Raw genomic sequence first — 15,413 nt, 5'->3', positions numbered from 1 at the left:
GCTTCAGCTACGCGGCGCCTTCGTGCTCGCTCGCACGTGCAGGAAGCCCGAAGCGCACGCCAATTCCCCACACCGTGATGCGCCCGAGCGCCTCAAGGACAATGCCGAGATGCATTTTTGACCGACCCCTGGTGCGCTCGACGAAGGTGATCGGATGCTCGCTGATGCGGCATCCGGCCCGCTCAAGACGCCACGCCATCTCGACCTGAAAGCAGTATCCCTGCGACGAGACGCCAGCAAGGTCGATGCGGCGGAGTGCGCTGGAGCGATAGACGCGAAAGCCGGCGGTGAGGTCGCGCACGCGCGAGCGGAGGGCCGCACGAGCGTAGCGGTTGCCGAGTCGTGAAATCGCGAGGCGATGCTTCGGCCAGTGCTGCACTCCCCCTCCGTCGACCCAGCGGGAGCCGATCACAAGGTCGCTTGCTTGGGTGCCCGCGCCGTCGCCGCGCGCCACGGCGAGCATCGTTGGCAGTTCGGCCGGATCGTGCGACCCGTCGGCATCGATCTCGACGACGAAGGCATAGTCGCGCGCGAGCGCGTGGGTGAAGCCGGCCAGATAGGCCGCCCCGAGGCCAGCCTTGCCGGGCCGACGGAGGATGGCCACCCGTGCGTCGTGGCGAGCGATGGACTCGACGATCGCACCTGTGCCGTCGGGCGAGCCATCATCAATGACAAGGATGTCTGCCTGCGGGAGCGCCGTCGTGATTCGCTCGATGATCTGGGTGATGTTTGCAGCCTCGTTGTAGGTGGGCACCAGCACGAGCACCTCAGGCACGGGGCATCTCCATCGGGCTCGCGCCACTGCGACGACGGCGCAGAGCGAAAGCGCCACTCAGTGCCAGCGTGAGCACGCCAATGCCCGAGACGGCCCACTCGATGCCGCGGCCGGCCACTGATGCCGGGGTGATGGTCGTGCTCAACGGCACCGACTCCACCATGGCACCGGGTTCGAACGTTTCCAGCTCGGCGATCGTGCTTCCATCTGCAGCGATGATCGCGCTTGTGCCGACCGTCGAGATATTCACGACGGAGCGACCGTACTCGATCGCGCGAAGGCGGGCGATCGCAAGCTGCTGCACGCTCTCGGCGCTGTCTCCGAAGTCAGCGTTGTTCGTCGGGGCGAGGATGATTTCGGCGCCCCCGTCGACCATCTCGTGGAGCAGCTCATCATCGACAATGTCGAAACAGATCGCGACACCGGCGGCGAAACTCGTTCCATCATCGAGCGGGATGTCCATCACGTTCGACCGCTCGCCGGCCGAATAGTCACGCGGAATGAGATCGAAAAGGTCGGGTGCAAGCGGATACCAGAAGTCGCGATCTGGCAGATATTCGGCGAACGGCACCGGATGGATCTTGTCGTATTGCGCGATTGACCCCTCCCCCGACTGCCAGAGGAGCATGCTGTTGTAGGTCGAGTCTTCTTCACCGTCGGTGATGGTGCCAACGAGGAGAGGCGCATCCATCTCGTCGGAAATGTAGTCGAGCACGTCGGCGGCCTGCGAATAGCGGAGAGGATTCAGGTCGGCCGAGTTCTCCGGCCACACGACCAGGTCGACCTCCTCATCGATGATCGGCATGGTGGCCTGGAGGTGGTCATCGAGGATGTCGCCGCGCTCGCGCTGCGCAAAGAGGCCGGCGTCGGCATTGCCCTGCACCGCGGCGATGCGAGCCTCACCGCTCGACTCCACCGGCCAGGCGGGGAACAGGAGCGCGATCGCAGCGATCGCGACAACGGGGGTGATGCGAATGACGGGCCGCGCAGCATCCGTCACCGCCTGCACCAGCATTGCGGCGATGAGAGCCACCACGAAGCTCAGCCCGGCAGCGCCAAGCCAGGCGGCGAGGCTCGCGAGGGCCCCCTCCGACTGGGAGAAGGCGAGACGACCCCACGAGAAGCCGCCGTATGGCCACACGCTCGTGATGCCCTCCCGAGCCGTCCAGAGGCCGGCGAGCATGATGGGGAGGCCTCCGAGACGCCACAGCGCGTGCGAGGAGAGCGAAAGGCCCCAACGCCAGGCGAGCGAGAAGATGACGGCGGCGATCGCGAAAAACAGCGTCTCGACCCCCGCGAGGGCGAGCCATGGCACCGCGCCGAGGTAGGTGGTGAGCCAGAAGATGTGCGTGCCATAAAACGAGAAACCGCTGAGCACCCCAACAATCGCCGCGCCGCCGAGCGAAGTATGGCGAAGCGACCACAGGATGATTGCGGTGCCGACGACTGCGAGGGGCCACCACCCAATCGGCGGAAACGCTGCCGAAAGGAGGAGCCCCCCGATCACGCTGCCGATGAGCCGTTGCCAGAGGGGTCGGCGCCGTTGCGCGCGCTTCGCAACGGGCACGTCGGAGGTCTGGTCGATCGTCGTTGTCACGGCTCAGCTCACACTCGAATAGGCGACGATGCCGCGGCGGATCGCATCGAGCGCCTTGCGAGCCGTCGGCCCAACCGGTGCGTCGGCCACGACGGAGAGCTGGTCAAGCATGTCGATGGTTTGTTTGGTCATGCGCACGAAGTCACCGGCGGCGAGCTCGGCGTCGCGCAGCACCGCATCGAGCTGCGCGCCCTGGGCCCAGCGATACATGGGCATGGAGAGGCCTGTTGCGACGGGGATGGTGCCCGGCAGGCGGTGCGCGGTCTCAAGGTCGTCGAGCTGGGCCCAGAGGGTGGTCGTGTTGTCGAGCGCCGCTCGGAAGGGACCCTTCGGCAGGGTGCGCTCGGCGCCGGCAGGCTCTTCGCGTCGCGGCTCGTAGACGATCGCTGCGGCCATGGCGGCCATCCCCGGCACGTCGAGGGAATCCCAGAGGCCCCGTCGCACGCTCTCCGCGACGAGGAGGTCACGCTCACCGTAAATGCGGCGCAAAATGCGACCACCCTCGGCGACCGTGACGGCCCCATGCTCATTTCGGGCGAGGTAGCCGAGCTCGAGCAGCACATCGGTGACCCGGTCGAACACTTTGGCGACGGCGCCGGTGCGGGTCTTGACCTGCCGGCGCAGATCATCCGACTGCTTCTTCAGCTTCGACCAGCGCTCCGCCCAGCGTGCGTGTGCCTCACGGTCGCTGCAGCTGTGGCACGGATGCTGCTTCAGCCGCTTGCGGAGGCCCGTGAGTTGGCGCTGCCGACGGTCGCGCTCGCCCCGTGAACCCGCATCGCTGCGCACGGTCTTGCGTTCGAGGTCGGTGAGTTCGCGCCGGATGCTGTAGTACTCGGCAAAGTCGCCAAGGTGGCACTGCATCGCCTTCGCGTAACCGTCGAGCGATTCCTCCTGGCCGCGCACCTTGCGGGCGATGTCGACGACCGATCGGTCGGCCTGGAACTGCGCGAACGACGACTCGAGGATGTCGCGGGTGCGTTCGCGACCGAACTGCTCGATGAGGTTCACCGCCATGTTGTAGGTCGGCGAGAAGCTCGAATTGAGCGGATAGGTGCGCCGAGAAGCGAGGGATGCGACCGCCTGCGGGTCGAGCCCGCCCTGCCACTGGATGACGGCGTGTCCCTCGACGTCGATGCGCCGCCGCCCGGCGCGCCCAGTCAGTTGGGTGTACTCCCCCGGCGTGATGGGCACGCGCGCTTCGCCATTGAACTTCTCAAGCTTCTCGAGCACCACGGTGCGGGCCGGCATGTTGATGCCGAGCGCGAGCGTCTCGGTGGCGAAGACCGCCTTGACGAGCTTCTTTTGAAAAAGCTCTTCGACGACCTCCTTGAACGCCGGAAGCATGCCAGCGTGGTGGGCGGCGACACCGCGCTCAAGGCCATCGAGCCACTGCCAGTAGCCAAGCACGGCGAGGTCTTCATCACGAATCGTGCGGCAGCGCTCTTCGACGATGGCGCGAATCTCGTCGCGCTCGTGCTCCGCGGTGAGGCGCACCCCCGATCGCAGGACCTGGCCAACGGCCTGATCGCAGCCGTTGCGGCTGAAGATGAAAAAGATCGCCGGCAGCAGGTTCTTCGAACCGAGCAGCTCGACAATCTCGCCCCGATTGAGTTTGCCCTCCTCAAACTGCCGCGCGTGGTACCGGTTTCGATCGCGACCACGGGCGCGTCCGCGTTCGGGCGGACGACCGCCGCCACGACCCCCCGCTGAGGTGAGACGCATGAGTTCGGGATTGACGCGATGGGCCGCGGCATCGCCCGTAAGCTTTGGCACCCCGCCCGCGCTATCGAAGAGGTCGAGCAGCTTGCCCTTGACCAGCACGTGCTGATCGAGTGGCACCGGCCGCTCCTCGGAGACGATCACCGCCGTCTCTCCGCGCACCGCCTGGAGCCAATCGCCGAACTCTTCGGCATTGGACACGGTAGCGCTGAGGGAGACAAGTCGAACCGACTGCGGCAGGTGGATGATGACCTCCTCCCACACGGCACCGCGAAAGCGATCGGCGAGATAGTGCACCTCGTCCATGACCACGAAGGAGAGATCGCGCAGCAGGTCAGAGTCGGCATAGAGCATGTTGCGGAGCACCTCGGTCGTCATGACGACGACGCGGGCACCCGAGTTGATGTTGGTGTCGCCCGTGAGGAGGCCAACTTCGCTCGCGCCATACTCGGCGACGAACTCCTGAAACTTCTGGTTGCTCAGCGCCTTCATGGGTGCCGTGTAGAACACCTTCGCGGAGCGCTGCTGCATCGCAAGGTACACAGCGAACTCCGCGACAACAGTCTTGCCGGCGCCGGTCGGCGCTGCGACGAGCACACTGTCTCCGCGCTCGAGCGCAGCGCATGACTCCAGCTGAAACCCGTCGAGATCAAACGACAACGCTGACCTGAACTGCTCGAGGAGGGGTGTGCCCTGGCGGAGCTTCGCCGCAGCGTAACGTTCGGCCGCGGTCAGGTGCTCTTCGATCACGCCGTCGCCCCGATCATGCGGCGGATTCCGCCTCGCGGACCAGAGCAGCATCGCGCTTCGACCGTCGTCGGTCGTTGAGCCATGCCACACCGGCGGCGAGCAGATACAACAGGGTCATCGGCACCATGAGCATGAACATCGACATGATGTCGGCTGCCGGTGTTGCGACGGCCGCGAAGGTCGCGATGACGACCACCGCGACGCGCCACCCCTTGATGATCTGCTTCGCCGAGAGCACCCCCACGAAATTCACGAGCACGAGGAAAACAGGGAAGACAAACCCGACACCGATTGCGAGCAACAGCTTCGTCGAGAAGTCGAGATAGTCCTTCGCCTTCAGCAGGGTCGGGGCATCCTCGGCGGCGAAGCCGACCAGAAGGGTGACCATGTTCGGCAGAATGAGCCAGCCGACGTAGCATCCGGCGACGAAGAGCGGCACGGCGGAGAGCGCAAACCCGAGTGCGTACCGTCGCTCGGTGCGGTGCAGCGCCGGCATGAAAAACGCCCACAGTTGGTACAACCAGATTGGGCTTGAGATGACAATGCCGACGGCGATCGCGATCTGCATGCGGGTGTCGAATGCTTCGGTCACATAGGTGTACGAAACATCCGCCGTCCTGCCCTGGTCTGCAGCGACGCTCTCGAGCGGAATACGGAGCTGACCCCACACCCACTCCGCCAGAAAGAATCCGGCGACAGCGGCGATCAGGATAGACCCAGCGGCGATGAAGAGCCGGCGGCGGAACTCGAGCAGATGTTCGCCGAGGGACATCCGCCCCTCTCGGTCTCGCGGCGTGCGTGTCGGCGCAGCCACGCGGGTCAGTTCTTTGTTGGCTTCTCGTCAGCCGGCGCCGAAGTGACGTCGTCAGTCGAAGACTGCTCGTTCTTGCCGGCCTTCATCTCACTCTTGAAGATGCTCATCGACTGCGCCACGCTCTTCGCCATCTGCGGAAGCTTTGGGGCGGCGAACAGCACAAGCACGATGATGACGAGGAGCAGACCGGTCCAACCGCCAAGATTTGCGGGCATGAGTTTCTTCTTTCAGAGGGGATGCAGTAGGGGAAGTCTACGCCACTGGGTGAGAGTCGGCCGTATATCCGGCATCGGCATCGCTCACCCACCGGCGGACAGCGTCGCGCGCCTCAGGAGGCTCGATCACCCTGACGACGTCCGACATCCCGGCGACGAGACGCTTGAGACGGTGAAAGTGTGGAACTGAGATTGTCGTGAGCACGCGATCGGGGTCAGCGGAGTGGCTCGGCTCGGCCGGGCCGAAATCGGCGAGCAGTGGGAGCGCTGCCCGGGCGACATCAAGGGTGACCGTGATGTCGTCGCGCGAACCCTCGAAGAGCGAATCGCCGAGGGCGATATCGCGGGCGCGGTAGGCGACCGGGTCGGCCGACGATTTCGGGTCGATGATGCGGTCGATGCGGAAGGTGCGCACCGACTCGCGCAGGTGGCACCACGCGCGGAGATACCAATCGTTGTCGAGCGACTCGACCCGGAGCGGGTCAACCCGCCGATGCTGGCGCTCGCCCTTCCAATCGAGGTAGTCGAAGGCGAGCTGGGTGCCCTTCTCGACCGAATCGTGGATGACCTGCAGCACAGCATTCGACTCGCTGCCCTCGACCGCGACGGGGCTCGGCTCAGCGGATGCACCGCGCGACAGTTTTGCCATGAGCGTCGAAATCGCGGTGCGGTCGGCGTTCTCTGGCAGCCCTGACAGGTACTGGAGGCCAGCGATGAGGGCGGCTGCTTCGCGCGCCGAGAACCTGGGCGAATCGTCGATTGCCACGAGGTTGGTGAGGAGGATCTCGTCGTTGTCGTCGAAATCATCCCAGGCCAGATCGAAGAGGTCGCCGTGCTGGTAGGTGCCGGTGTCGCCGGGGATGCCGGAGATGGCGATGAGGCGCACGGCCTCGCGCACCTGCTCTGGCTCGACGCGGAAGTGAGCGGCAACATCCGACACGCTGATGCGCTCGCGCTCCATCAGAAACGGCACGAGCACGAGCAAGAAGGCGAGTTTGTCTCCCGCCTGCGGGGGCTTCGCCTTCGCTCGGCGCTGCGGATCAGCCACGGTGCACCTGCTCACCATGATCGGCGGCAACACGCCGGAGTCGGTCGCGGACAGCGTCGCGCAGCGATGCCGGTGCCTGCACGATGACCTCCGGCCCGAGCTCTGCCAGTTCGTCGGCGACGATTGCGGTGTCAGCGAAGTGCAGGGTGAGTTCGGACTCGGCGGATGCCACGGTGCCGCGCCTGCGAAGGAGGCGAGTCGCGGCATCCGAGCCCGGGGTGACGCGCACGACGGCGGTGTTCGCGTTCCACACGGCGGCGAGTTCGGCGAGGCCGATTGCCGCCTGATCGCCGGCCGGTGGGGTGAACCGCTTCGAGGTGATCGCTACCGCGCCGACAATGCGGCGGAGCAGATAGGTGCGGGTCGTATCGGAGCCTGGCAGCCTCGAATAGAGGTGCCAACGACCCTCATGCTGAAAGAGCGCGAGCGGCTCGACCGTGCGGGTGCCCGGTGTCGACTCCCCCGGCTTGAGGTACGCAAACGTCACGACGGCGCTCTTCTGGAGCGCCCCCGTGAGCGGCTCGAACGCGTCATCACGAGCGCGGAGCCGCGGCGTGTAGCCGAGAACAGGCTCGGCGGGGACGAGGCCGAGCGAGCGCAGCTTCAGCAGCGCGCGGTCGGATTCGGCCGAGAGACTGCCCTCGCGCCACACCATCGACGCGAGGTGGAGCAGCGCTGTCTCTTCTGGCGTGAACCGCACGTCGCTCGGGAGCTCGTAGGCACCCTTCGGGATGCGGTAGCGGAGATGCTGGTTGTTGCCGGGATCTCCGAGCGGCTCCACCGTCTCGAGTGGCACTCCAAGTTCGCGAATGTCGTCTTTGTCGCGTTCGAACTGGCGCTCGAGGTTGGCGTTGTCGCCGCCAGCGACATAACGCTGGCGGTACCCCTGCACCGTCGAAAGAATGTCCTGCTTGGTGAGGCCGGTCTCCGTCGCGAGCAGGGCGAGGACAAGGCTGAATAGCCTTTCCTCGACCGGAACGCGCGCTGCTGCCACCGACTACTCGGCGATCCCGAGAATGTCGATAACGAAGACGAGTGTCGAGTTGGCCGGGATGGTGTCACTCGCCTGGTCGCCGTAGCCGAGGTCTGGCGGGATCACGAGGAGCACCTGCGAGCCGACCTTCTGGCCGATGAGCCCGTCGAGGAAGCCCTGGATGAATGCGCCCTGCTCCAGCTCGAAGATCGCCGGCTGGCTGCTCTCCCAGGTGCTGTCGAACACGGTTTCGCCATCCCAGAGGAACCCCGAATAGTGCAGGACGACCTGGTCGCCCTCCTCGATCTCGTCACCGCCACCCTCCTTGAGGAGCGAAGTAACGAGGTCTGTCGGCGGCTCTTCTTCTGGAATGGTGATGCCAGGCTGGCCGTCTGCACCGAGGACGACAGTGGGGTCTCCGTTGTTGCTTGCACGGGGCGTGCCATCGGCGCGCGGAAGGAACGACTGCAGCACGTCGATGATGAAGATGAGCGAGTCATCGGCTTCGACGCCGTAATCGGGGATCGCCTCGCCGCTGTGGGTCTCTTCGGCCGTGCCGACGACGACAATGCGGGAGCCGACGCTCGCACACGCGAGCGCCTCCGTGGCGGGCGGCAGCGTCTCGGAGGCGGTCGAGAGCAGCACGCCGCCCGTGTAGCCGGTGTCTTGCACGACTTCGCCGTTTGCACCGTTGACGATCGACACCTCGACAAGCGCGGGTTGTCCATCGGTGAGAAGTTCGCCGTCACCCTCGGTGACAACACTCACCTCGGTGCTCTGGGCGATCACGGGCGTCGGCATGTCGATCGAGGGCGCCGAGCCGACGGTTCCCTCGACAGTGACAACAGACGAGGCGTCGCCGGATTCGAACGTGCAGTCGGTCGATGGGCTGGAGCAGGCGGTCAGCGCAGGAACAACGATGGCGACGGCGAGCAGCGCGGACAGTGTGCGCACGAATCCTCTTTTCATGACGGGTATAGCAATTCTAGTTGGCAGCATCCGGCTCGTTGGCAGCATCCGGTTTCGCGTCAGCACCCGGTTTCGCGTCGGCAGCGGCGGCGGCGGCGAGGGCGTGATCGGCGCCGGCCCTCGCCGCGCGCGCCGTCTTGCGGAGCTTCTTGTCGGTGCCGGTGCGATCGCCGAGAGCCCCAGGGGTCCACAGTTCGACGTCGTCATCGCTGAAGTCAGTCTTTGACACCCGCCGTTTGAGCTGGGGCAACACTGTGCCGTCGGCGAGGCGCCTCGCCGTGAGCAAGAAGCCCGTGTGGGCGACCATGCGGTGGTCGGGGCGCACCGCGAGGCCCTCGACGTGCCAGCCGCGCACCATCGTTTCGCTCGACTGCGGGTCGGTGAACAGGCCGGTCGCCCTGATGGCCTCGGCGACGCGCGAGAGCTGGGTCACCGTCGCGATGTAGCAGACGAGCACACCGCCGGAGCGCATCGCGGTCGCGCACGCCTCCAGACACTCCCACGGCGCGAGCATGTCGAGAATGATGCGGTCGACGGATGCCGGCGCTGTCGTTTGCGGCAGCGCCTCGACGAGGTCGCCGACCGTGACGCTCCAGTTGTCGGGACGTCGCCCCATGTAGCTCGTGACGTTGGCCTGCGCGATTTCGGCGAACTCTTCGCGGCGTTCGAACGATTTCAGCGTTCCCGCATCGCCGAGGCCGCGGAGGAGCCAGAGGCTCAGGGCGCCGGAGCCGACACCCGCCTCGACGACCGTCGCCCCGGGAAAGATGTCGCCGAGCGCAAGGATCTGCGCCGCATCCTTGGGGTAGATGATGGCGGCGCCTCGCGGCATCGACATGACGAAGTCGTTGAGGAGCGGGCGAAGGGCGAGGTATTCGTCGCCGGAGGAGTTTGTGACGACGGAGCCGTCGGGCAGGTCGATGAGCACGTCGTGTTTGATGGTGCCTCGGTGGGAGTGGAACTCTTTGCCGGGCTCGAGAATGATCGTGTGCAGCCGGGCTTTGGGTCCGGTGAGCTGCACTTTGTCGCCGCTGCGAAACGGACCACTGAAGCTCATGGGGTGGTCTCTTTCGTTGACGCGGCCGCGCGGGCGGCGGCAAGCACCTCGGCGAGGTCGTCGACGCTGCGGCCCTCAAGGGTCGCCCACAGGGTGTAGTCGTCGCTGGGGTGGAGGGTGACGTGCGCTGGCACGCCGATGGTGGCCATGCCCGAGGCGACGGCCGAGGTGACGCCCGTGACGGAGTCTTCGATCGCGACACAGTCGCTCGGGTCGAGACCGAGAAGAGCTGCCGCGTGCAGGTAGGGCTCCGGATGCGGCTTGCCGTGGGTCACCAGATCGCCGCTGACGACCGCGTCGAACGCTGGGAACCCGATCGAGTCGGCGACGAGCTCCGCCATCTCGCGATACGACATCGTGACGAGCGCGGTCTTGACCCCTCGCTCGCGGAGGGCGAGGAGCAGTTCGCGGGCGCCGGGCCGCCACGGCACGGCGGTGCGGATTTGCGCGACAACGCGCGAGCTCACGCGTTGGATGATCTCGTCTTCTGAAAGGTCAACGCCGCGGCGCTGGAAGAGCTGGGCCGCGGAGGAAAGTGAGGCGCCGACGACCTCAAGCGACTCTTCATGAGTCCACGTGATGCCGAACTCGCTGAAGAGATCCTCTTCTGCGCGCATCCAGTACGGCTCGGTATCGACGATTGTGCCGTCCATATCCCAGAACACGCCGGCGGGGAGGTGAGAGGTCATCGGTCGAGTCTATTCGGCCTGCACGGCGCGGCCGGTCGTGCGTTCTATCCTTGATGGACGCCATCGACAGGAAGGGGCACGCATGCAGCACGAATTGCTCAGTGGGCGCACCCTCGTCGTCGCCTTCGCCGGCTGGAACGATGCCGGTGATGCGGCGAGCGGTGCCGTCACGGCGCTGCGGGACATGCTCGAGGTCGAGCCGATCGCCGCCGTCGACCCCGAAGACTACTTCGACTATCAGTTCAACCGACCCACGATCGCCACCGACGATGACGGGTCACGGTCGATCGAGTGGCCGGGCGCCACCGTTTTCGCCCCCAGCGACGACAGCAACCTCTACCTGCTGCTCGGCACCGAACCATCGCGCAACTGGAAGACCTTCGCCGCCGAGATGCTCGAAACCATCGAGGATCGCGACATCGAGACCGTCGTGCTGCTTGGCGCGATGCTCGCCGATGTGCCGCACACCCGGCCCATCTCCGTGTTCGTCACGAGCGAGAACGACGGCGTGCGCCAGGCGCTCGAACTCGAGCGGAGCACATATGAGGGGCCGGTCGGCATCCTCAGCATCATCGCCGACGCGTGTGAGCGTGCCGGCGTGCGCACCCTCTCGATCTGGGCCTCCGTGCCGCACTACGTGCACAGTGTGCCATCGCCCAAAGCGACCCTCGCCCTGCTCGACAAGCTGCAGGAGTTTATCGGCGTCGAGCCAGCACGCGAGACTCTCGTTGCTGAAGCGGCGGCGTGGGAGGACAGCATCGACACGCTCGCGGGTGAAGACGACGACATGGCCTCGTACATCGCCCAGCTTGAGCAGGCGCGCGACACAGTGGACTCCCCCGAAGCGAGCGGTGACGCGATCGCGGAAGAGTTCGAGAAGTACCTGCGCCGTCGCGGCGACGGTGGCAAAGCCGACGGACGCGGCGGCGCTGGCGGCCGAGGCTAGCACCGCACCACCGGCACGCTGGCGCTACTGCAGTCGGACTCCGAGCAGCGCGTCGATCGCGCTGACGCTCGCGTGGGTTGCCGCGTGCCCCGCGGCGATGTGGGCGTCGATGATGGTGAGCGCCTGCGGCGTTGCAAGGTCGTGGCTCAGGGTTGAGCGCAGCACAGAGATGAGTGGGTCTGCATCGACTGGGGCAGCATCCGAAGCCCATGCGACCCACGACGCGAGTCTCGTCTTGGCGCGGGTGAGGTGGGCGTCGGTCCACTCCCAGTCGCTGCGGTAGTGCTCTGAGAGCAGGGCGAGACGGATGGCGCGGGGGTCAGCCCCGGCGGTGACGAGTCGCGACACGAGCACAAGATTGCCGAGCGACTTGCTCATCTTCTGCCCCTGGTAGGCGACCATGCCGGTGTGCGAGTAGATCTCGGCGAGCGGCGCACCCATAAGGGCGGCGACATGCCCGGCGCTGAACTCGTGGTGGGGAAAAATGAGGTCGGAGCCGCCGCCGTTGACCGTGATGGTTTCGTCGTGCCGGTCGAGTGCGATGACGGCGCATTCGATGTGCCAGCCGGGGCGCCCGCGACCGAGCACCGACTCCCAGGCCGGCTCGCCGAGACGCTCGGCACGCCACAGCAGCGGGTCGAGCGGGTCACGTTTGCCTGGCCGCTCGGGGTCTCCCCCGCGCTCAGCCGACAGCGCGAGCATCGTCTCGCGATCGAGGTTGCTTTCGTCGCCGAGGGTCCACACCGTACCGGCGGCGGCCGCACTGTCGAAGTAGATGTCGTCGTCGGCATCGTCGCTCGGCACACGGTAGGCCGTGCCACGCTGCAGCAGCGTCGCGACCGCGTCTGCGACATCCGGAATCACCTCGGTGACGCCGACATAGTGCTGCGGGGGGATGATGCTGAGCCGCTCCATGTCGGAGCGAAACAGTTCGACCTGCGATGCTGCGAGCTCACGCCAGTCGACCCCCGTCGCGGCCGCGCGCTCAAGAAGAGGGTCGTCGATGTCGGTCACGTTCTGCACGTAGCGCACGTCGCGGCCGGCGTCGAGCCAGAGTCGCACGAGGGTGTCGTAGGCGAGGTAGGTGGCGGCGTGACCGAGGTGCGTGGCGTCGTAGGGCGTGATGCCGCAGACGTAGAGCGAGGCGTGGGAGGTGGAGCAGGCCCGCTTGATGGTGCCCGTTGCGGTGTCGAACAGCTGCGGGATGGGGCCGGTGCCGGGCAGGGCGGGAACGGCGGGGTGGCTCCAGGACTTCACCCTGCCAGCCTAGGTGGGCTGCAGCACGCCCATGGACAGCAGCACGAGGAGAGCGCCCCCGAGCAGCAGTCGGTAGAGGACAAATGGAAGGAACGAGTGCTTTGAGATGTAGTTCATGAGGAAGGCGATGACGGCGAGACCCACCCCAAACGCGACGACGGTGGCGACGAGGGTTTCGAGCGGCCCGTACACCTCGAAGCAGGTTTCGACTGCCGAGTCGCAGGTGACACCGTGGTAGAGCTCGTAAAGCCCACTGCCGAAGACGGCGGGCACCGCGAGCAGAAACGCGAAGCGGGAGGCCGCCGGTCGGGTGTAACCGAGGGCGAGCCCGGTTGTGGTGGTTGCCCCGGAGCGGGAGACCCCCGGGATGAGCGCGAGGGCCTGTGCGATACCGATCGTGATGCCGTGGCTGTAGCGCATCTCGTTCATCTCGCGGGTGCGCCGGCCCAGCCAGTCGGCGAGGCCCAGGATGAGCCCGAACACGATGAGCACGATCGCGACGAGCCACAGCGATCGGAACGCCGAACGGATGTATTCCTGGCCGAAGAACCCGAGGAGCACGATCGGCACGGTGCCGATGATGATGAGCCAGCCGAGCCGCACGTCGGGGTCGTTCTTTGCGATGCCCTCGGCGGGGCGGAAGTGGCGGAACCATCGCCCGATGATGCGGGTGATGTCCTTCCAGAAGTAGATGATGACGGCGGTCTCGGTGCCGAGCTGCGTGATGGCGGTGAAGGTGGCCCCAGGGTCGGTCGCCGATGGCAAGAACTCGCCCACGATGCGGAGGTGCGCGCTCGAGGAGATGGGCAAAAACTCGGTGAGCCCCTGCACCAGGCCGAGGATGATCGCCTCGATGAAACTCATGGAACTCCCTGTGTGATCGCTGGTTGAGTAGGCCCGTCAGGGCCGTATCGAAACCCGGCACCGCAATCTCGCCAGGGCCGTATCGAAACCTACCGGTCGACTCAGTATCCCAGCAGTAGGTCCCTGAGTACGCGCCGACCGAAGACGAGCGAGTCGAGCGGCACCCGTTCGTCGACCCCGTGGAACATGCCGGGGAAGTCGAGCTCGGGCGGCAGCTTGAGCGGCGCGAAGCCGTAGCCGCGGATGCCGAGTTTGCTCAGCGCCTTGTTGTCGGTGCCGGCGGCGAGGAAGTACGGCAGCACGGGCGCACCGGGGTCGTGGCGTTCGAGGGTGGCCTTGACGGCCTCGACGAGGTCACCGTCGAAACTCGTCTCGGTGCCGATATCGCGGAACGAGGTGACGACCTCGATGCCCGGCCCGACGGCATCCTGAATCGCCTGGATGACGGCATCCTCTTCTCCCGGGAAGGCGCGGATGTCGAGGCTCGCCTCCGCCGTGTCGGGGATGACGTTGTGCTTGTACCCGGCGGCGAGCTGGGTGGGGTTCGCGGTGTTGCGGAGGGACGCCTGGATCCAGCTTGAGGCGGTGCCGGTGGCGAGGGCGAGCTCGTCTGGGCCGACCTGCTGCGGGTCGACGCCGAGGATGCGGGCGATTTCGCCGAGCAACTGCTCGGTCGTGTCGGTGAGCCGCACGGGCCACTCGAGGCGACCGACCTGTGCGACGGCCTCCGCGAGTCGGGTGATGGCGTTGTCGGGGTGGATGCGGGAGCCGTGCCCGGCGGTGCCGCGCGCGACGAGCTTCGCCCAGATGAGCGCCTTCTCCCCCGTCTGCAGCAGGTAGGCGCGCTGGTCGCCGACCATGATCGAGTAGCCGCCGACCTCGCTGATGGCGTCGGTGGCGCCGTCGAAGAGTTCCGGATGCTCGCGCACCAGGTAGCCGGAACCGTGCACCCCGCCCGCCTCCTCATCGGCGAAGAACGCCACCACAAGGTCGCGGGCGGGCCGCTCCCCCGCACCGAGGACGTCGCCGAGGGCGGTGAGGATCATGGCATCCATGTTCTTCATGTCGACCGCGCCACGACCCCACAGCATGCCGTCTTTGATGACGCCCTCGAAGGGGTCGACCGACCAGTTGTCTGCAATTGCCGGCACCACATCGAGGTGGCCGTGGACGACAAGCTTGCCCTTCGGTTTGTCGGTTGAGCTTGTCGAAACCTCGCGCCCCTTCACCGGCGCCACAACACTCACGCGCCCCGGCGCGCTCTCGAACATTTGCGGCTCAAGGCCGAGGGCGACCAGTTTTTGGGCGACATACTCCGCGGCATCCGCTTCGCCGTTGGAGCGCCCCTCACCGAAATTGCTCGTATCGAAGCGGATGAGATCCCGCGCGATGATGGCTGTTTCGTCGAGGTCGGCATCGGAGGTCATGCGACCACGCTACTAGGCCGGATGCTGGCCGCCGCTGGAGTGTGCAGGTGGACGAAACAGGGTCGCCGGTCATGCTAAAGTCGTACCTCGTTGCGCAAGCAACATTCATCCTGTCCGGATGGCGGAATTGGTAGACGCGCTAGCTTGAGGTGCTAGTGCCCGTATAGGGCGTGGGGGTTCAAGTCCCCCTTCGGACACGCAATACAACTGGTTGAGACAGTTGAAGGCCGGATCCTGTGGATCCGGCCTTTTTCGTTGCTCGGGTGCGGTCCGGCCAGTGGCATGGTTGAGTCACCTCGCTGCTTGTCTC

Annotated in this window: 14 protein-coding genes and 1 tRNA gene; 2 read left to right on the top strand and 13 right to left on the bottom strand. The window is 66.2% G+C overall.

Going from position 1 to position 15,413, the window contains the following annotated elements:
• Window positions 1-7: 7 nt before the first annotated feature.
• From ACY48M_RS04720 to ACY48M_RS04675, 10 genes are read right to left on the bottom strand one after another with little or no spacing between them, the layout of a single operon-like run.
• Window positions 8-775, bottom strand: a complete 768-nt coding sequence (locus tag ACY48M_RS04720) for a polyprenol monophosphomannose synthase (RefSeq protein WP_462819072.1) — start codon at window positions 773-775, stop codon at window positions 8-10.
• Window positions 768-2,372 carry an apolipoprotein N-acyltransferase gene (gene lnt / locus ACY48M_RS04715; RefSeq protein ID WP_462819071.1) on the bottom strand — a complete coding sequence of 535 codons (1,605 nt, stop codon included), beginning with the start codon at window positions 2,370-2,372 and terminating at the stop codon, window positions 768-770. Before lnt ends, ACY48M_RS04720 begins: the two co-directional genes overlap by 8 nt.
• Before the next feature lie 3 nt (window positions 2,373-2,375).
• Complete coding sequence (locus ACY48M_RS04710) at window positions 2,376-4,895, bottom strand: DEAD/DEAH box helicase (RefSeq protein WP_462819070.1); 2,520 nt, start codon at window positions 4,893-4,895, stop codon at window positions 2,376-2,378.
• Window positions 4,858-5,616, bottom strand: coding sequence for a twin-arginine translocase subunit TatC (tatC, locus tag ACY48M_RS04705; RefSeq protein WP_462819069.1), 759 nt, complete (start codon window positions 5,614-5,616; stop codon window positions 4,858-4,860). The genes ACY48M_RS04710 and tatC overlap by 38 nt, the downstream gene beginning before the upstream one ends.
• 47 nt (window positions 5,617-5,663) lie before the next feature.
• Window positions 5,664-5,873, bottom strand: coding sequence for a twin-arginine translocase TatA/TatE family subunit (locus tag ACY48M_RS04700; RefSeq protein ID WP_462819068.1), 210 nt, complete (start codon window positions 5,871-5,873; stop codon window positions 5,664-5,666).
• Between the two features lie 37 nt (window positions 5,874-5,910).
• The gene (locus ACY48M_RS04695) at window positions 5,911-6,921 is read right to left on the bottom strand and encodes a helix-turn-helix transcriptional regulator (protein ID WP_462819067.1); all 1,011 of its coding nucleotides are present in this window, start codon (window positions 6,919-6,921) and stop codon (window positions 5,911-5,913) included.
• Window positions 6,914-7,915 carry a helix-turn-helix transcriptional regulator gene (locus ACY48M_RS04690; RefSeq protein ID WP_462819066.1) on the bottom strand — a complete coding sequence of 334 codons (1,002 nt, stop codon included), beginning with the start codon at window positions 7,913-7,915 and terminating at the stop codon, window positions 6,914-6,916. The genes ACY48M_RS04695 and ACY48M_RS04690 overlap by 8 nt, the downstream gene beginning before the upstream one ends.
• A 3-nt stretch (window positions 7,916-7,918) precedes the next feature.
• A complete protein-coding gene (locus ACY48M_RS04685) occupies window positions 7,919-8,848 on the bottom strand; it encodes an FKBP-type peptidyl-prolyl cis-trans isomerase (protein ID WP_462819065.1) in 930 nt (309 codons plus the stop codon).
• 31 nt (window positions 8,849-8,879) lie between these two features.
• Window positions 8,880-9,920, bottom strand: coding sequence for a tRNA (adenine-N1)-methyltransferase (locus ACY48M_RS04680; RefSeq protein ID WP_462819064.1), 1,041 nt, complete (start codon window positions 9,918-9,920; stop codon window positions 8,880-8,882).
• The gene (locus ACY48M_RS04675; protein WP_462819063.1) at window positions 9,917-10,609 is read right to left on the bottom strand and encodes an HAD family hydrolase; all 693 of its coding nucleotides are present in this window, start codon (window positions 10,607-10,609) and stop codon (window positions 9,917-9,919) included. Before ACY48M_RS04675 ends, ACY48M_RS04680 begins: the two co-directional genes overlap by 4 nt.
• 82 nt (window positions 10,610-10,691) lie before the next feature.
• Between ACY48M_RS04675 and ACY48M_RS04670 the strand changes: the two genes are divergently transcribed.
• On the top strand, window positions 10,692-11,555 hold the full coding sequence (locus ACY48M_RS04670; RefSeq protein WP_462819062.1) for a PAC2 family protein: 864 nt from the start codon (window positions 10,692-10,694) through the stop codon (window positions 11,553-11,555).
• 24 nt (window positions 11,556-11,579) lie between these two features.
• Here the strand turns inward: ACY48M_RS04670 and mshC are convergent, their stop codons facing one another.
• From mshC to ACY48M_RS04655, 3 genes are all read right to left on the bottom strand, one after another.
• Window positions 11,580-12,812 (bottom strand): cysteine--1-D-myo-inosityl 2-amino-2-deoxy-alpha-D-glucopyranoside ligase, encoded by a 1,233-nt coding sequence (gene mshC, locus ACY48M_RS04665; protein WP_462819061.1) that lies wholly within the window; start codon window positions 12,810-12,812, stop codon window positions 11,580-11,582.
• Between the two features lie 9 nt (window positions 12,813-12,821).
• Window positions 12,822-13,676 (bottom strand): undecaprenyl-diphosphate phosphatase, encoded by an 855-nt coding sequence (locus tag ACY48M_RS04660; protein ID WP_462819060.1) that lies wholly within the window; start codon window positions 13,674-13,676, stop codon window positions 12,822-12,824.
• A 101-nt stretch (window positions 13,677-13,777) separates the two neighbouring features.
• Entirely contained in the window at window positions 13,778-15,103 is a 1,326-nt protein-coding gene (locus ACY48M_RS04655; protein WP_462819059.1) for a M20/M25/M40 family metallo-hydrolase, read from the bottom strand.
• A 112-nt stretch (window positions 15,104-15,215) separates the two neighbouring features.
• Here ACY48M_RS04655 and ACY48M_RS04650 point away from each other — a divergent pair.
• Window positions 15,216-15,300: transfer RNA gene (locus ACY48M_RS04650), tRNA-Leu, on the top strand.
• The last annotated feature ends 113 nt before the right edge of the window (window positions 15,301-15,413 follow it).

The organism is Homoserinimonas flava (assembly GCF_054969005.1).
This window is presented reverse-complemented; position numbering and strand designations above follow the sequence as displayed.